General features: G+C 73.6%; 14 protein-coding genes and 1 pseudogene. 11 read left to right on the top strand and 4 right to left on the bottom strand.

Going from position 1 to position 16,568, the window contains the following annotated elements; translation table 11 throughout:
• Nucleotides 1–1,340 (top strand): low temperature requirement protein A (locus F9B16_RS40595; protein ID WP_318839288.1); only part of this gene is annotated, 1,340 nt, incomplete at its 5' end.
• A 43-nt stretch (nt 1,341–1,383) separates the two neighbouring features.
• The gene (locus F9B16_RS40590) at nt 1,384–2,241 is read left to right on the top strand and encodes a tetratricopeptide repeat protein (protein WP_151545583.1); all 858 of its coding nucleotides are present in this window, start codon (nt 1,384–1,386) and stop codon (nt 2,239–2,241) included.
• Here the strand turns inward: F9B16_RS40590 and F9B16_RS40585 are convergent.
• Entirely contained in the window at nt 2,216–2,692 is a 477-nt protein-coding gene (locus tag F9B16_RS40585; RefSeq protein WP_151545582.1) for a pyridoxamine 5'-phosphate oxidase family protein, read from the bottom strand. The two genes, F9B16_RS40590 and F9B16_RS40585, sit on opposite strands and share 26 nt — an antisense overlap.
• Before the next feature lie 85 nt (nt 2,693–2,777).
• On the opposite strand from F9B16_RS40585, the gene F9B16_RS40580 reads away from it, so the two are divergent.
• Nucleotides 2,778–3,731, top strand: coding sequence for a ribonuclease Z (locus F9B16_RS40580; RefSeq protein ID WP_151545581.1), 954 nt, complete (start codon nt 2,778–2,780; stop codon nt 3,729–3,731).
• Nucleotides 3,732–3,763: 32 nt separating this feature from the next.
• Nucleotides 3,764–5,122, top strand: coding sequence for a dihydrolipoyl dehydrogenase family protein (locus F9B16_RS40575; RefSeq protein WP_151545580.1), 1,359 nt, complete (start codon nt 3,764–3,766; stop codon nt 5,120–5,122).
• A 7-nt stretch (nt 5,123–5,129) separates the two neighbouring features.
• Here the strand turns inward: F9B16_RS40575 and F9B16_RS40570 are convergent, their stop codons facing one another.
• Complete coding sequence (locus tag F9B16_RS40570; protein ID WP_225992375.1) at nt 5,130–6,026, bottom strand: class I SAM-dependent methyltransferase; 897 nt, start codon at nt 6,024–6,026, stop codon at nt 5,130–5,132.
• Nucleotides 6,027–6,224: 198 nt separating this feature from the next.
• Here F9B16_RS40570 and F9B16_RS40565 point away from each other — a divergent pair, with 198 nt between their 5' ends.
• Nucleotides 6,225–8,210: a thioredoxin domain-containing protein gene (locus F9B16_RS40565; RefSeq protein WP_151545579.1), complete on the top strand. Its 1,986-nt coding sequence runs from the start codon at nt 6,225–6,227 to the stop codon at nt 8,208–8,210.
• A gap of 193 nt (nt 8,211–8,403) precedes the next feature.
• Nucleotides 8,404–9,585 (top strand): C40 family peptidase, encoded by a 1,182-nt coding sequence (locus F9B16_RS40560; protein WP_151545578.1) that lies wholly within the window; start codon nt 8,404–8,406, stop codon nt 9,583–9,585.
• 24 nt (nt 9,586–9,609) lie between these two features.
• On the opposite strand, the gene F9B16_RS40555 is transcribed toward F9B16_RS40560, so the two are convergent.
• Together F9B16_RS40555 and F9B16_RS40550 are read right to left on the bottom strand one after the other, a co-directional pair.
• Nucleotides 9,610–10,251, bottom strand: coding sequence for an acyl-CoA-like ligand-binding transcription factor (locus tag F9B16_RS40555; protein ID WP_151545577.1), 642 nt, complete (start codon nt 10,249–10,251; stop codon nt 9,610–9,612).
• Nucleotides 10,232–11,764: an MFS transporter gene (locus F9B16_RS40550; protein WP_225992374.1), complete on the bottom strand. Its 1,533-nt coding sequence runs from the start codon at nt 11,762–11,764 to the stop codon at nt 10,232–10,234. Before F9B16_RS40550 ends, F9B16_RS40555 begins: the two co-directional genes overlap by 20 nt.
• Nucleotides 11,765–11,879: 115 nt before the next feature.
• On the opposite strand from F9B16_RS40550, the gene F9B16_RS40545 reads away from it, so the two are divergent.
• The 5 genes and pseudogenes from F9B16_RS40545 to F9B16_RS40525 form a co-directional block, all read left to right on the top strand.
• Entirely contained in the window at nt 11,880–12,401 is a 522-nt protein-coding gene (locus tag F9B16_RS40545; RefSeq protein ID WP_151545576.1) for a hypothetical protein, read from the top strand.
• A 128-nt stretch (nt 12,402–12,529) separates the two neighbouring features.
• Nucleotides 12,530–13,207 (top strand): hypothetical protein, encoded by a 678-nt coding sequence (locus tag F9B16_RS40540; RefSeq protein ID WP_225992373.1) that lies wholly within the window; start codon nt 12,530–12,532, stop codon nt 13,205–13,207.
• A gap of 115 nt (nt 13,208–13,322) precedes the next feature.
• The gene (locus F9B16_RS40535; protein ID WP_225992372.1) at nt 13,323–14,198 is read left to right on the top strand and encodes an isoprenyl transferase; all 876 of its coding nucleotides are present in this window, start codon (nt 13,323–13,325) and stop codon (nt 14,196–14,198) included.
• Between the two features lie 159 nt (nt 14,199–14,357).
• On the top strand, nt 14,358–15,686 hold the full coding sequence (locus tag F9B16_RS40530) for a PhoH family protein (RefSeq protein WP_151545584.1): 1,329 nt from the start codon (nt 14,358–14,360) through the stop codon (nt 15,684–15,686).
• Between the two features lie 459 nt (nt 15,687–16,145).
• Nucleotides 16,146–16,568, top strand: a pseudogene (locus F9B16_RS40525) (hypothetical protein); the annotation flags it as partial.

Genomic DNA, 16,568 nt, shown 5'->3' with positions numbered 1-16,568 from the left:
TGCCCGCCCGCCGGCCGTCCAGGGCGGACGCCCTGCTGCGGTCGCGCGGCGGCGCGGCGCGGGTGACCTTCTTCGAGCTCTTCTTCGACCTGGTCTTCGTCTTCGCGGTGACCCAGCTGTCGCACCGGCTGCTGGAGCACCTGACCGCCCGCGGCGCCGCCGAGACGCTGCTGCTCCTGCTCGCGGTCTGGTGGGCGTGGATGTACACGTGCTGGACCACGAACTGGTTCGACCCGGACCATCCGGCGGTCCGGCTGGTGCTGGTCGGCGTGATGGTCGCCGAGCTGTTCATGGCGGCGATGCTGCCCGGCGCGTTCGGCTCCGGCGGGGTGTGGTTCGCTGCCGCCTACGTGGCCATCCAGGTCGGCCGGACCGTCTTCGTCGTCGCCGCCACCTGGGCGCACGAGCTCGGCCGCAACTTCCAGCGCGTCCTGTTCTGGCAGGCGGTGTCGGCCGTGCTGTGGATCGGCGGCGCCCTCGTGGACGCGGCGGACGTCCGCGCCGGGCTGTGGGTGCTCGCCGTCGTCCTGGAGTACCTGGCCCCGTGGCACGGGTACACGACGCCGCTGCTGGGCCGGTCCAGCACGGCCGACTGGACCATCGACGGCGGCCACATGGCCGAGCGCTGCCAGCTGTTCGTGATCATCGCGCTGGGCGAGTCGGTGCTGGTCACGGGCGCGACGCTGGGCGGTCACACGCCGGGCGCGGGGGTCGCGGCGGGGTTCGTGTCGGCGTTCGCCGGCGCCGTCGCGCTGTGGTGGATCTACTTCGACCACACGGCGGAGAAGGCCGCCGAGCGGATCGCCGGGTCCCCGGACCCGGGACGGCTGGGCCGGTCCGCCTACACCTTCATCCACATCGTGATGGTCGCGGGCATCATCGTCGGCGCCGTCGCGGACGAGATGGTGATGGCGCATCCCGGCGGGCACATGACGGCCGGTTTCGCGGCCGTCGCGGCCGGCGGCCCGGCCCTGTTCGTGTTCGGGCACGCCCTGTTCAAGCGGGCCGTCTTCGGCGAGTTCACCCGGGCGCGCCTCACCGCGCTGGTCGCGCTCGCGGGGCTAGCGGCGATCTCGCCCGCGCTGAACCCGCTGACCCTGCACATCTGTACGACGGTCGTGGTCGCCGCCCTCGCGCTGTGGGACGTGCGCGCCTACCGGCTGTACCGCCGCGACCTCGGCGTCCTCAGCGTCCCGGGGACGCGGCCCGTCCCGTTCGGCGAGACCGCCGAGCCTGCCGAGGCCGGCGCGTTCACCGAGCCCGCCGAGCCCGCCGAGCCCGCCGAGCCCGCCGAGCCTGCGGAGCCCGCCGGGACCGGCGAGGCGCCCGCGGGACGCTGAGCCGCCCGGTTCCGGTCCGCCGCGTCGGGGGAAGGACCCGGACGTGCGCGCGAAATTCGAGGAGTCCTACCGGGCGCTCCCGCCGGACGCCGCCCGGCTGCTCCGGCTGCTGGGCCTGCAGCCCGGCGACGACTTCGGCGTCGCCGCGGCCGCCGTCCTCGCCGGGGTCCCGGAGGACGGCGCCCGCGACCTGCTGGGGACGCTCGCCGGCGGCGGTCTCGTCGCCGACGCGGGCGGCGGCGGGTACCGGCTGCCGGGGCCCGTCCGCGACTACGCGCGGGAATGGGCCGCCCGCGAGGAGACCGAGGAGGAGCGGGACGCGGCGCTGCACCGCGTCCTGGACCACTACCTCGCCGGCACCGCCACGGGAGAGGCCGAGCTGGAGGCGGAGGGCCTGGCGCTGCTGCACCGGGAGCGCTGGGCGGAGGCCGCCGAGGCGCTGGAGGAGGGGCTGCGGCTCGCCGAGCGCGACGGCGACCGCCGCACGGTGCTGCTCGCGCGGCACAACCTCGGCCGCGCGCTGATGGAGACGGGCGCCCTCGACCGCGCCATCGGGCTGCTGGGCTCGCTGCCGGACGAGTTCGCCGCGCTTTCCGACGACCACGACCGGGCCCGCGCCCTGACCACGCTCGGTGAGGCGTACCTGCGGGCGGGGCGGCCCGTCGCGGCGACGAACTTCTTCGGGCAGGCGCTGGAGATCGTCCGGGCGGAGGAGGCCCCGGAGCGGGAGGGCGACGCGTTCGTGCATCTCGCGGACGCGGCGCGGCAGCGCGGCGACGCCGCGGCGGAGGGCGCCGCCCTCGACCGCGCGATCGCCCTCTACGGCCAGGTCGAGGCCGCGAAGGCGGACGCCGCGGCGCGCCGGCGGGAGGGGCTCACGCCTTCCGATGGTCCCAGCTGACGACGGTGTCGGGGTCCATGACGACGAGGACGCGCTTGGACATCGCCTGCTCGATGCCGACGGCCATGCCGGGGTCGATGGGCTCGCCGATCTCGGGCACGGGCAGCCCCGCCATGCGGGAGCCGACGACGTAGCCGACCTTGTGCAGCTCGTCGCGGTCCTCGATGACCAGTCCGCGGCCGTACAGCGCGACGCCGCGCAGCTCGTTGTACTCGACGCCGTCCTCGACGAGGCAGGTCATCGTGGGGTTGCGGCGCAGGTTCACGACCTTCTGCGACGAGTGGTACGTGGTGAACGCGATCTTGCCGTCGAGCAGCGCGTAGAACATGGTGACGAGGTGCGGCTCGCCGTTCTTGCCGACGGTGGCGACCTGGACCTTGAAGTTGCCCGCGAGGTAGGCGGCGACCTCGTCGTCGGTCATCTTGATCTTGTCACGCTTGCTTCCGGCCACGCGGCTCTCCCTTGCTCGCATCGGTCCAGGACGCGGTCAGAATAACCAAGCGCTTGCATGTGCCCTCACCCGGCACCATGGGGGGATGTCGGTTCGCGATCTGATCGTCCTCGGCTCCGCCAGCGCGGTGCCCACCAAGGCCCGCAACCACAACGGGTACCTGCTGCGCTGGGACGGGCAGGGGCTGCTGTTCGACCCGGGCGAGGGGACGCAGCGGCAGATGGCGCACGCCGGGGTCGCCGCGAACGACGTGACGTGGATCTGCGTGACGCACTTCCACGGCGACCACTGCCTCGGCGTGCCCGGCATCGTGCAGCGGATCGCGCGCGACGGCGTGGAGCACCCGGTCAACGCGGTGTTCCCGGCGAGCGGCGCGCAGTACTGGGAGCGGCTGCGGTACGCGTCGGCGTTCCACGACACCGAGGTCGTCCGCGAGTGGCCGGTGTCGGGGGAGCGGACCGCGCTGGACCTGGACGACGCGCCGTTCTCGCTGGTCGCGCGGCGGTTGTCGCACCCGGTGGAGGCGTACGGGTACCGGATCGAGGAGCCGGACGGCGTGACGATGCTGCCGGACCGGCTCGCCGCGAAGGGCGTGCGGGGGCCGCTCGTCCGCGAGCTCCAGGAGCGCGGACGGGTGACCGCGCCGGACGGCACGACCGTCGCCCTGGAGGAGTGCAGCACGCGGCGCCCGGGGCAGAAGGTCGCCTTCATCATGGACACCCGCCGCTGCGACGGCGTCCGCGACCTCGCCGACGGCGTCGACATGCTGGTGATCGAGTCGACGTTCCTGGACGAGGACTCCCCGCTCGCCGCGAGGTTCGGGCACCTCACGGCGGGGCAGGCGGGCCGGGTCGCGGCCGAGGCCGGCGCCCGGCACCTCGTCCTCACGCACTTCTCCGAGCGCTACCGCGCCGAGGACGAGCACCGCTTCGAGGACGAGGCCGCCGCCGCGTTCGGCGGTGCGATCACGCTCGTCCACGACCTGGACCGGATCCCGCTGCCGCCCCGGCGGGCCGCAAAACCTCGCCCGTCACAGTGAGACCCCGGCCCAACATGGGCAGGACTCCGGGCATGGCTGAAGAAGTCGATGTCGTCGTCATCGGTCTCGGGCCCGGCGGGGAGGACGCGGCGGGCCGGCTGGCCGAGGCGGGCCTGTCCGTGGCGGCCGTGGAGTCCCGGCTGGTCGGCGGGGAGTGCCCGTACTACGCGTGCGTCCCGACGAAGATGATGGTGCGCGCCGCGGGGCTGATCGCGGACGGCACCCGCATCCCCGGGATGGCGGGCGACTCGATCATCCGGCCGGACTGGGCGCCGGTGGCCGCCCGGATCTGCGACGAGGCGACCGACTCGTGGACCGACACCGCCGCCGCGGACCGCCTCACCGGCAAGGGCGCGCAGCTCGTGCGCGGGGAGGGCCGCATCACCGGGCCCCGCGAGGTGACGGTCGGCGACCGGGTGTTCCGGGCCCGCCGCGGCATCCTGCTCAACACCGGAACGGCGCCGTCGGCGCCGCCGGTCGACGGGCTCGCGGACGTCCCGTTCTGGACGAACCGGGAGGCCGTGCAGGCCACCGAGGTGCCGGAGTCGCTGCTGGTGCTGGGCGGCGGCGTCGTCGGGGTGGAGATGGCGCAGGTCTTCTCGCGCTTCGACAGCCGCGTCACGGTCGTCGAGGCCGGCGACCGGCTCGTGGTGAACGAGGAGCCGGAGTCGAGCGAGCTGCTGCGGCAGGTGTTCGAGCGCGAGGGCATCGGCGTGCGGACGGACGCGAAGGTCACCGGCGCGTCGTACGCGAACGGCGAGTTCCACCTGCACCTCGGCGAGGAGACCCTGACCGCCGACCGGCTGCTCGTCGCGACGGGCCGCCGCCCCAACCTGAAGGGCCTCGGCCTGGACGCCGTCGGCCTGGACGAGAACGCGCGGCAGATCGACGTGGACGGCCACATGCGCGCCGCCGACGGCGTCTGGGCGATCGGCGACATCACCGGCAAGGGCGCGTTCACGCACGTGTCGATGTACCAGGCGTCCGTCGCGGTCCGCGACATCCTCGGCGAGGAGGGGCCGCAGGCCGCCTACCGGGCCGTGCCGCGGGTGACGTTCACCGACCCCGAGATCGCGTCGGTCGGGCTCACCGAGGCGCAGGCCCGCGACCAGAACCTGCCGGTCCGCACCGGGACCGCGCCGATCCCGGAGTCGACGCGCGGCTGGATCCAGAAGGTCGGCAACGACGGCTTCATCAAGCTCGTCGAGAGCACCGAGTGGGGCGTGCTGGTCGGCGCGACCGCGATGGGGCCGGCCGGCGGCGAGGTCCTCGGCGCGCTGGCCGTGGCCGTGCACACCGAGGCCCCCACCGCCGCCCTCCGCGAGATGATCTACGCCTATCCCACCTTCCACCGCGCGATCGAGACCGCGCTCGCGGCGCTGGACGGCTGACCGGCCGCTAGTGCGGGTGCCGGCGGCGCATCGCCCTCGGCAGCGCGGTCGCGGCCCGGCCGACCCGGAAGCTGACCGAGTTGCGGACGGAGTCGAGTTCGTGCTGCGCGCGGGACCGCTGGTCCTCGGCGCGGGCGAGGCGCTCCTTCAGCTCGCGCACCCGGTCCTTCTTCGGGGCCTTCGGGGCGGGCCTGCCCTTGACGCGCAGCAGCCGCCGCCCGGCGACCTGCTGCACCTCGTGCCAGAGGTCGTCCTGGTCGCCGAGCCACTCCAGCAGCTCGTCCTGGACCTCCTTCACATCGCCCCACGTCCCGTAGAACTTCTGCGGGGTGACGCAGACCGCGTGCAGGCCCTCGACGGCCACCGCCTCCCAGACGGCGGCGGAGACGCCGGGGGTGTGCTCGGAGCGGTAGTCGTCGCAGGCGACGACGCCCTCGGCGGGGAGCATGACGTGCGCGGCCTGGATGTCGCCGCGCACGTGCTCGTACAGGTGGGACGCGTCGACGTGCACGAACCGGCAGCTCTCCGGCCGGACGTGGTCGAGGATCGCGGAGGTCGGCGCCTGCACGATCTCGGGGAGGCCGTCGTGGAAGGCGTGGTAGTTCGCCTCGAACGCGGCGCGGGTGAGGGTGGAGTACGAGCCGTCCATCTCGGCCTGGTTGGACGCGTCGGGGGCCTGCGAGTCGAACAGGTCGCAGACGGTGAACGTCTCGCCGTCGTGCAGGTGGCGCCCCATGAGGATGGCGCTCTTGCCGAGGTAGGAGCCGAGCTCGACGAGGTCGCCGGGCTGGCCGAGGCGCTCCTGGCGCTCCAGGAACCAGGTGAACAGCCGCTGGTCGACCTTGGGGAACCAGCCGTCGACGTCGTCGAGGGAGGCGGGGAGCGGGGGCCGGGTTTCGGTCATGGTGAAGCTCCAACTTCATCGTGTGCGGGAGCGAGGGACACGAGTCGAAGTTCTTGCGCGTGTCGAGGTCACGGTCCGTCCGCGGACGGACACGGTCGTCGGGGACGTCATCATAGGGGCGGCGAGCTCGAAGGCAACCCGCGGAAACGGGTCCGCCCGGGCCGTGAACCGGCCGCCGGATCGGGCAGGATCGGGGGCATGAACCGGCTCAAGGACGCCACCAGCCCGTACCTGCTGCAGCATGCCGGCAACCCGGTCGACTGGTGGGAGTGGAGCGCCGGGGCGTTCGCCGAGGCGCGCCGGCGAGATGTCCCGGTGCTCCTTTCTGTTGGATATGCCGCTTGTCATTGGTGCCATGTGATGGCGCACCAGTCCTTCGAGGACGGCGAGACCGCGCGGCTCATGAACGAGATGTTCGTGAACGTCAAGGTGGACCGGGAGGAACGCCCCGACATCGACGCGGTCTACATGGAGGCCACGCAGGCGATGACCGGTCAGGGCGGTTGGCCGATGACCGTGTTCATGACGCCCGACGGGCACCCGTTCTACTGCGGAACGTACTTCCCGCGGCAGCAGTTCCAAACGCTGCTGGAAGCCGTCCACAAGGCGTGGACGGAGCAGCGCGACGAGGTCGTCGGGCAGGGGCAGCAGGTCGTCGCAGCGCTGACGTCGCGCGGGACGGGCCTCGCGGGCGGCGAGGTGCCGGGCCCGGAGCGCCTCGCGCACGCCGTGAAGGTGCTGGCGCAGTCCTACGACGCGGCGCGCGGCGGGTTCGGCGGCGCGCCGAAGTTCCCGCCGTCGATGGCGCTGGAGTTCCTGCTGCGCCACCACGCCCGCACCGGCGACGCGGAGGCCCTCGCGATGGCCGGGCACACGCTGGAGGCGATGGCCCGCGGCGGGATGTACGACCAGCTCGGCGGCGGGTTCGCGCGGTACTCGGTGGACGCGCAGTGGGTCGTCCCGCATTTCGAGAAGATGCTCTACGACAACGCGCTGCTGGCCCGCGTGTACGCGCACTGGTGGCGGCTGACGGGGTCGCCGTTCGCGCGGCGCGTCGCGCTGGAGACCTGCGACTGGATGCTCCGCGACCTGTGGACGCCCGAAGGCGGACTGGCGTCGGCGCTGGACGCCGACAGCGAGGGCGTCGAGGGCAAGTACTACGTCTGGACGCCCGAGCAGCTGCGCGAGGTGCTCGGCGAGGACGACGGCGCGTACGCCGAGCGTGTGTTCGAGGTGACGGGCACGTTCGAGCACGGCACGTCGGTGCTCCAGCTCCTCCGCGACCCGGACGATCCCGAGCGGTACGAGCGCGTCCGGACGCTGCTGCTGGAGGCCCGCGCGCACCGGGTGCCGCCGGCGCGGGACGACAAGGTCGTCGCGGCCTGGAACGGCCTCGCCATCGCCGCGCTGGCCGAGTGCGGGGCGCTGTTCGACCGGCCCGACCTCGTCCGCGCGGCCGAGGACGTCGCGCGGCTGCTCATCGGCGTGCACGAGAGCGGCGGGCGGCTCGTCCGGACGTCGCGCGGCGGCGCCGCCGGCGAGAACGCGGGCGTCCTGGAGGACTACGCGGACGTCGCGGAGGGCCTGCTCGCGCTGCACGGCGTGACCGGCGACCCGGCGCACATGCGGCTGGCGGGGGAGCTGCTGAACACCGTCCTCGAACGGTTCGCGGACGGGGCGGGCGGCTTCTACGACACCGCCGACGACGCCGAGCGGCTGTTCCGGCGCCCGCAGGACCCGACCGACAACGCCACCCCGTCCGGCCAGTTCGCGGCGGCGGGCGCGCTGCTGTCGTTCGCGGCGCTGACCGGGTCGGACTGGCACCGGCAGGCGGCGGAGGCGGCGCTCGGCCCCGTCGCGCCGCTGGCGGAGAAGCACGCGCGGTTCGCGGGCTGGGGCCTCGCGGTCGCCGAGGCGCACGCGGCCGGGCCGGTGGAGATCGCGATCATCGGCGGCCGGGACGACGAGCGGACCCGGGCGCTGCACCGCACCGCGCTGATGTCGCCCGCGCCGGGCGCGGTGGTCAGCGTCGGCGAGCCGGGGGCCGAGGGCGTCCCGCTGCTGGAGGGCCGCGAGCCGGTGGACGGCGCGCCCGCCGCCTACGTGTGCCGCATGTTCACCTGCCGGCTCCCCGTCACCACCCCCGCCGAGCTGACCCGCGAACTACGTGGGCAATTGGATTAGCCGTCCATTTTGTGGCAACGTGACCTTGCTCTCGTTCCCGCATGGTGTTACCAATGGGTAGCGGAGACGGGGCTGACCCGATGGGGCATGACGGGCGCGGGTGTCCGCTGGTGCGCCGGGTATCTGGACGGTTGCCGCTCCTCTGGGTCATAGTCGTGGGAGCCGGGAAGGCCGACCTAAAAGGAGCGTGGCAGTGCGGAAGCCGAACCGCCGGATCCTACCGACGATCATCGGCGTTTCGGTCCTGACCACGCTCGCCGCCAACACCGCGGTCCTCATCGCCCGCGGCCACGACGGCGACCCCGCGCCATCACCGCAGGAGAAGCGCGCCAGCTACGTCGCCGCGTCCGGCAGCACCCGGCTGTCGCCCAGCGCCGTCGCCCCCCTCGGCAAGCGCCTCACCCCGCACGTCCTCGTCGCCGCCCCGTCCGCACTGCCCGCCGCGACCATCGCGAAGATCCGCGGCGCCAAGGGCGTGAAGGGCGTCGAGGTCGTCGACGCCGTGCAGGGCATGGTCGCCGGCAAGCGCGTCGGCCTGATGGGCGTCGACCCGTCCACGTTCCGCAACTACACGCCGAAGCCGACCGCGCAGTCCGACGCCCTCTGGCGCAACGTCGCGGCCGGCGACGTCGCCATCTCCTTCACGATGGGCAGCGACGGCGGCGTCAAGCTCGGCTCCCAGGTGCCGGTCGGCGGCAAGCAGCACCAGTCGAACCTGCGCGTCGGCGCGTACGCGACGATGGGCATCGGCGACGTCGACGCGGTCATCTCGCACGCCACCGCGCAGGCCCTCGGCATGCCCACCGGCAACGCGATGCTGATCAGCGTGCCGAAGACCAAGCCGGCCGCCTTCATCAAGAAGCTGAAGAAGGTGCTGCCGAAGCACGCCAAGGCCGTCGCGGTGAACCCGCAGCTCGACTTCCCGAAGGCCGGGTCCGGCAACGCGCCGACCTCGCACGGCCAGGTGATGACCGCCGCCCAGGTGCAGACGGTGATCAAGGCGGCGTACTCGCGGATCGGCTGGCCGTACGTGTGGGGCGGCGAGTCGGAGGCCGAGGGCGGCTACGACTGCTCCGGGCTGATGCAGTACGCGTTCGCGCGGGCCGGCATCCGCCTCCCGCGCGTCGCCGCCGACCAGGCCCGCGTCGGCTGGGTCATCCCCTACAGCAAGGCCGTCCCCGGCGACATGCTGATCTGGGCCAACGACCCGACCGCGCCCGGCTACATCTCGCACATCGCCCTGTACATCGGCGACGGCAAGATGGTCGTCGCGCCGCGCACCGGCCTCGACGTGATGATCCAGAACGTCTACACCCGCAACCTCAAGGGCGCCGTCCGCGTCAGCCCCAAGCTGGCCGCCCGCCTGGCGGGCTGAGCCCAGGGGGTCGGCCCCCCGGGACTACAGGGGGCAGCCGCGGCTGAGGAACTCGAGGTTGTGGTCGACGAGGTCGGGGATGTCCTCGAGCGCGGCGCCGCCGTCCATCCACTGGTACATGGCGGCCTGCATGACGCCGATCACGGCCCAGGTGAACGCCTGGACGTCGCCGTCGGTCGCGGGGCGGCCGACCCGCGCGGAGATCGCCTCGCTCAGCATGGCCGAGGTGCCCTCGCGCATCGACTCGAAGGTGCGGCTGCGCAGCGCGGGCACCTGCGCGGTGAGCTGCAGCCGGGTCCGGACGACCTCCAGGTCCTCGGCGATCATCTGCGGCAGGATCTCGCGGAGCGTGGCGCGCAGCGCCTCGATCGGGGAGAGCCCGGCCGGCTGGCGGCGGAAGAGCTCCGCCATGATCGGGTCGTACTCGTCGGTGACGACGACGTCTTCCTTGGTGGGGAAGTACCGGAAGAACGTGCTGGGGGAGATCTCCGCGGCGGCGGCGATCTGCTCGACGGTGGTCTCGTCGTAGCCCTGCTCGGTGAAGAGCCGGAGGGCGTGGTCCTGGATCGCCCTCCGGGTCTTCAGCTTCTTGCGCTCCCTCAGCGGCAGCCGGGCGAGCCGTTCCTCCAGGCGGTCGAGGGCGTGCTCAGGGTGCGACGTGCTCATGCGTCGATTCTGGTTCATCGGCGGTGACGTCCGCACCCCGGCGGCCCGGCTGGAAGGTCAGCAGGAGGACGGCGACGGCGAGCGACCCGGCGGCGCAGGCGGCGAGCACCGCGTCCATCCCGTGGACGTAGGCGTCGCGGGCGGAGGCCAGCAGGGCGCCGTCGTGGAGCTTCCCGGCGACCGCGACGGCGCCGCCGACGGAGTCGTGCGCGGCGTCCGCCGCCGCGCCGGGCAGGCCCCCGGTCGCGACGCGGTCCCGGTAGACGGCCGACAGCAGGCTGCCGAGCCCGGCGACGCCGAGGGTGCCGCCGGTCTGGCGGAGGGTCTGGACGAGCCCGGACCCGCGCCCGGCCTGGTCGGCGGGGAGCGCCGCCATCAGCGCGTCCATCGCGGGGATGAGCGACAGGCCGCAGCCGAGGCCGATCAGCAGCAGCCACGGGACGACGGAGCCGTAGGAGTCCCCGGCGCCGGTGAACGCGCCCCAGCCGAGCCCGGCGGCGAGGACGGCGAGCCCGGTCACGATGACCGGCTTGTGGCCGGTGCGGGGGACGATCCGGTCGGTGGTGAGCCCGCCCGCCATCAGGCCGAGCAGCATCGGGACGAGCCGCAGCCCGGTGCCGAACGCGTCGTTGCCGAGGACGGCCTGCAGGTACTGCGGGAACACGAACAGCAGCCCGCCCATCATCAGGTTCGCGGCGATGGCGGCGACCATCGCCCAGCTGAACCGGGCGTCGCGGAAAAGCCGGACGTCCATCATCGGGTGCGGCGCGCGCCGCTCCCACAGCACGAACGCGGCCAGCAGGACGGCGGCGAGGGCGAGGACGCCGAGCACGACGGGGTCGCCCCAGCCGCGCACGGGGGCCTCGATGACCCCGTACACCAGGGCGACGAGGCCGCCCATCGACAGCAGCGAGCCGGGGCCGTCGGCCTTGGGGGCGGCCGGGTCCCTGGTCTCCGGCATGGTCAGCGCGAGCGCGATGCCGCCGACCAGCACGATCGGCACGTTCAGCAGGAAGATCGAGCCCCACGAGTAGTGCTCCAGGAGCCAGCCGCCGAGCAGCGGGCCGAGCGGCAGGCCGAGCGCGGTCGCCGAGGACCAGACCGCGACGGCCCGGGTGCGCTCCCCGGCGGGGAAGATCGCGGGGAGCATCGACATCGACAGCGGCGTGACGATCGCGGCGCCGAGGCCCATGAAGGCGCGGGCCGCGATGACGCCGCCGGTGCCGCCGGACAGGGCGCCGGCGAGGGACGCCGCGCCGAAGATCGCGAGGCCGGCGAGCAGCGTGCGCTTGCGGCCGAGGCGGTCGCCGAGGAGCCCGGCCGGGAGCAGCAGCGCGGCGAACACCAGCAGGTAGGAGTCGACGATCCACTGGAGCTCGCTGGTGCCGGCGTGGAGCTTCTCCGAGAGCGTGGTCAGCGCGACGTTCAGGATCGTCATGTCGAAGCCGAGCGCCAGCATGCAGAGCGCGAGGGCGCCGAGTCCCCACCAGCGCCGTTCGTGTCCCACCCTCATGACTTTCACCTCCAATTAAGAGTCCATCCGAGTTGAGAGTAACTCTCAAAAGATGGTGAATGTCAATCGCGCCGGGGCCTGGCGACCCCGCGCGCGGCGTTGTAATTTTGATTACATGAATACGACTGAAGCCGCGGACCGGCTGCGCGGCTGGTTCGCCGGGCGGCTGCCCGACGGCTGGTTCGAGGGCGCGCCGGAGGTCGTCGTCGACCGCGAGGAGGTCAGCGTGGTCGGCCGGCTCCCCGAGCCGGACGCCGCGCCGGACCTCTCGGAGACCGAGCGGTCCGCGCTGCTCGCCGGGACCGCCCAGCGGTTCCGGGAGGAGACCCGCGACCAGCGCATCGCCATCGCGCGCGAGGCCGAGCACGCCTTCGGCCACAAGGTGTCCTGGGGCGTCGAGTGCGGCGGCCACCGGGAGATGTTCACCACCCTGTCGGTGCCCGTCATGACCCGGCTCCGCCAGCCCGAGCGCCGCGTCCTCGACACCCTCGTCGAGGCCGGCGTCGCGCGCAGCCGCAGCGACGCGCTCGCCTGGTGCGTCCGGCTCGTCGGCAAGAACACCGACGAGTGGCTCGGCGAGCTGCGCAGCGCCCTGGAGCACGTCGAGCGGGCCCGCGCGGCCGGCCCGAAGCCCTGACCGGCCCCTTCGCGATCATTACGCGATCACGACGTCCGCAGGGTGTGATCATGGTGCCGACCTGGCCTAATGTGCGTTGAAAGCGCGGGTCGGCCGCGCCGGGACGCCGCCGGGGAGGGGGACGGAGCGTGCGGACGCTGCGCTGCCTGGACGGCTCGGTGCTGGACGTCGTGCCGGTCGCCTCGCTGGACCGCGGCGGCACCCCGTTCGAGGTCACCCTGGAGCTGCGCCGCGACGGCGACCGCTTCGGCGCCGTGGGGGAGCGGTGCGGCTACTTCCTGGCCGACCTCGCCCGCCGGGTCGACGCGGCCCGCGCCGACGGCTCGCCGCAGGCGGCCCGCTGGCCCGACCCCGACGACCGCTTCCCCGACCCGCCCGCGGGCGGCGGCGGCCCCCGCGAGCCCGAGCTGTTCGCCTTCCGCTACCGCGACCGCGGCGACGTGATCAGCACCGGCGAGCTGCGCTGCGCGCTGCGGACCTCCTCCATGTGGGTGGGGCGCCAGCAGTCCGCCGCCGGACGGTGGCGGGTGGCGCGCCGGGCCGTGATCGAGGCGTGGGGCGCGAGCGGCCGCGGCGTCCGCGCCGTGCTCACCTCCGCCGAGCTCGCCCGGTTCCTGGCCGCGGTGCTGGCCGACGTCGACCGGGCCGGCGCGTCCGCGACGCCGGGCGCGTCCGGAATGCCGGGTGCTTCCGGAATACCGAGCACATCCCCGATGCAGGGCGTCTCCGGAACGCCGGGCGTCTCCAGGACGTACCGGACGGCCGGGCCGGCGCGCTACGGCCGGGCCACCCGGCCCGCGCGCTAGCCTGACATCACCGGAACGGCGGGAAAAGTGTCGCCGTCGGGCCATAATTGAGCGTCCGTTCCCGTCCGGGAGGATCGCTCGAAGGGATGCCCACATGGGGGTTCGGCGTACTGGGATGTCACGGCGCGAGCAGGCCGCGAAGGGCGGCACCGCCCGCGATGGCGGCGCGCGCCGCAACCCGTCCGCCGGCGCCCGGCTGACCGCCGCGATCCGCCGCAGCGGGCCGTACGCGGCCGTCCGCGACGCCGTCTACCGCATGTACGAGCACCGCGTCGAGGCGTCGCTGCCCACCGACATCACCCCCCGCCACGTCGGCGTGATCCTCGACGGGAACCGGCGCTGGGCCAGGTCGATGGGGCTGGCCGACGTCAACCACGGGCACCAGCGCGGCGCCGACAAGATCTCCGAGCTGCTGCAGTGGAGCACCGAGGCCGGGGTGGAGCACGTCACGCTCTGGCTGCTGTCCACCGACAACCTGAACCGCCCCGCCAACGAGCTCGACCCGCTGCTGGAGATCATCGAGAAGACCGTCCGCAAGCTCGCCGACGAGGGCTGGCACGTCAAGCCCGTCGGCGCCCTCGACCTCCTGCCCGATAAGACCGCCCGCGTCCTGAAAGACGCGGGTGAGGCGACATCCGGCGCTCCCGGGCTGATTGTGAACGTCGCCGTTGGGTATGGAGGTAGGCGTGAGATCGCTGATGCGGTGCGCTCTCTGCTCATCGAGCAGGCGAGCCGTGGCACCAGCATCGAGGAACTCGCCGAGGGCCTCGAGGTGGAGCACATCGCCGAGCATCTCTACACGCGCGGCCAGCCGGACCCGGATCTGGTCATCCGCACCTCGGGGGAGCAGCGCCTGTCCGGCTTCATGCTCTGGCAGAGCGCCCACTCGGAGTTCTACTTCTGCGAGGTCCACTGGCCGGACTTCCGCAAGGTCGACTTCCTGCGGGCGATGCGTTCCTACGCCGCGCGGCACCGGCGCTACGGTACCTGACGGTCCTCCTGCCGCCTCCAACGCAGGAACCACCGCCCCAGGCCGCCCCGTGACCGGGGACATGGGCCGTACGGGGGCGGACTGTCGCGCCACCGGTACATCCCCCATAGTCAGGGAGATCGAGTGGCCACAACCTCCCCGCGCCGTCCCGAGTCCGGGATCCCCGCCGGAACGCCCGTTCCGGACCGGCGCACGTACGTCCTCGACACCAGTGTCCTGCTCGCCGACCCGGGGGCGATGACCCGGTTCGCCGAGCACGAGGTCGTGCTCCCCATCGTCGTCATCTCCGAGCTCGAGGCCAAGCGCCATCACCCGGAGCTCGGCTACTTCGCCCGGCAGGCCCTGCGCACCCTGGACGACCTGCGGTTGGAGCACGGCCGGCTGGACGAGGCCGTGTCGGTGCAGGGGCCGAACGGGGACCAGGGCGGGACGCTGCGGGTCGAGCTGAACCACTCCGACCCGAGCGTGCTGCCGGACGGCTTCCGGCTCGGCGACAACGACACCCGCATCCTGTCGGTGGCGGCGTGGCTGGCCCGCGAGGGCCGCGACGTGGTGCTGGTCTCCAAGGACCTGCCGATGCGGGTGAAGGCGTCCGCGGTCGGGCTCGCCGCCGAGGAGTACCGGGCGGAGCTCGCCGTGGTGGAGTCCGGCTGGACCGGGATGCGCGAGCTGGAGGTGCCGTCCGGGGCCCTGGAGGAGCTGTACGAGACGGGCGGCGCGGACCTGGAGGAGGCGCGGGACCTGCCGTGCCACACGGGCCTGCGGCTGCTGTCGGAGCGCGGCTCGGCGCTCGGCCGGACGCTGCCCGACAAGTCGGTGAAGCTGGTGCGCGGCGACCGGGAGGCGTTCGGGCTGCGCGGCCGGTCCGCCGAGCAGCGCATCGCCCTCGACCTGCTGATGGACGAGGACGTCGGGATCGTCTCGCTCGGCGGGCGGGCCGGCACGGGCAAGTCGGCGCTCGCGCTGTGCGCGGGCCTGGAGGCCGTGATGGAGCGGCGGCGGCACCGCAAGGTCGTGGTGTTCCGGCCGCTGTACGCGGTCGGCGGGCAGGAGCTCGGCTACCTGCCGGGGTCGGAGAACGAGAAGATGTCGCCGTGGGCGCAGGCCGTCTACGACACGCTCTCGGCGGTGACCACCCCGGAGGTCATCGAGGAGGTCGTGGAGCGTGACATGCTCGAGGTCCTCCCGCTCACCCACATCCGGGGCCGCTCGCTGCACGACTCGTTCGTGATCGTGGACGAGGCCCAGTCGCTGGAGCGCGGCGTGCTGCTGACCGTGCTGTCGCGGATCGGCGCGGGCTCGCGGGTGGTGCTGACGCACGACGTGGCGCAGCGCGACAACCTGCGGGTCGGCCGGCACGACGGCGTCGCCGCGGTGGTCGAGAAGCTGAAGGGGCATCCGCTGTTCGCGCACGTGACGCTGACCAGGTCGGAGCGGTCGCCGATCGCGGCGCTGGTGACGGACATGCTGGGCGACGTCGGCGCCTGACCGGCGCGGACGGGACGCATCGGGCGCCCCGCCGGCCCTCCGCGAGGAGCGGCCGGCGGGGCGCCGCCGTCCGGCCTGTGGACGAACCTGTGGAAACCTCTACGGAACGTGATCCTTAAACGCCGTACCGTGGAGTTGTGATGAAGGTCACACCAACCAACTCGGGGTGAAGGACCCGCAGGTCGACGCGGGTTTTCGGGGACGCGAACGGCGAGTTGACAACCGCACCACGCGCAGCTTTCGTCTCGTTTCGGTTGCGGACCATGGCGCGGGCTCGGGCATTGTGTGTCCTCGTAAGCACCCCCGGAACGGTGCCGCCCGCCAGCGCACCCCCCTGTAAAAGCGTGCGGGCGAGAGCCGTTCAGGGCCCGGAGCCGTCCCGTCCGGACGGGCCGCCGGGCCGGGGTGGAAGCAGCTCGCCCGCGTGCCCATGCGCGTGCGACCGTCGGAAGGACCGCCTTGTTCGGAGACCGTCCCGGGTCCCCTAGGCGAGACGAACGACAGAGCTTTGCCCCCGAGGAGCCGTGGTCGCACGCGGCCCCGGCCTCCGCCGAGACCCCCCGGCCCGGCGGCGCCGAGGCCTTCCCGCCCGCGCCCGGCGACGAGGACGTCAGGGTCGCCGGCCCGCAGCCCGCGTTCGGCGCGGCCCCCGCGGGCGACACCCTCGGCTTCCAGGCCGTCCCGCAGGGCGAGTCCCCGGCGGGCGCGACCGGCGCGACGGGCGTCCTCGCCATGGGAGCCCCCGGAGCCGATGGGGTTCTTGGGGGCGCTGGGGAACCGGACGCCGGCGAGCACCGCGACGAGATCGCGTTCGGCGCCGGCTCCGCCGCCGGCGCCGCCCACCGCTCCGGCCCGCGCCGGCTCGGCGGCTCCCGCCACCGC

The sequence above is a fragment of the Actinomadura montaniterrae genome, assembly GCF_008923365.1.
GTDB lineage: Bacteria > Actinomycetota > Actinomycetes > Streptosporangiales > Streptosporangiaceae > Spirillospora > Spirillospora montaniterrae.
Note: the sequence above shows the minus strand (reverse complement) of the source record. Positions and strands in the feature narration are given on the sequence as shown.

What these genes read in the sequence shown, in the direction of transcription:
- F9B16_RS40565 (WP_151545579.1), top strand. Translation starts at nt 6,225, where the DNA reads ATGAACCGGCTCAAGGACGCCACCAGCCCGTACCTGCTGCAGCATGCC.
- F9B16_RS40550 (WP_225992374.1), bottom strand. Translation starts at nt 11,764, where the DNA reads ATGAGGGTGGGACACGAACGGCGCTGGTGGGGACTCGGCGCCCTCGCG.
- F9B16_RS40580 (WP_151545581.1), top strand. Translation starts at nt 2,778, where the DNA reads ATGTCGGTTCGCGATCTGATCGTCCTCGGCTCCGCCAGCGCGGTGCCC.
- F9B16_RS40535 (WP_225992372.1), top strand. Translation starts at nt 13,323, where the DNA reads ATGTCACGGCGCGAGCAGGCCGCGAAGGGCGGCACCGCCCGCGATGGC.
- F9B16_RS40545 (WP_151545576.1), top strand. Translation starts at nt 11,880, where the DNA reads ATGAATACGACTGAAGCCGCGGACCGGCTGCGCGGCTGGTTCGCCGGG.
- F9B16_RS40575 (WP_151545580.1), top strand. Translation starts at nt 3,764, where the DNA reads ATGGCTGAAGAAGTCGATGTCGTCGTCATCGGTCTCGGGCCCGGCGGG.
- F9B16_RS40555 (WP_151545577.1), bottom strand. Translation starts at nt 10,251, where the DNA reads ATGAGCACGTCGCACCCTGAGCACGCCCTCGACCGCCTGGAGGAACGG.
- F9B16_RS40570 (WP_225992375.1), bottom strand. Translation starts at nt 6,026, where the DNA reads ATGACCGAAACCCGGCCCCCGCTCCCCGCCTCCCTCGACGACGTCGAC.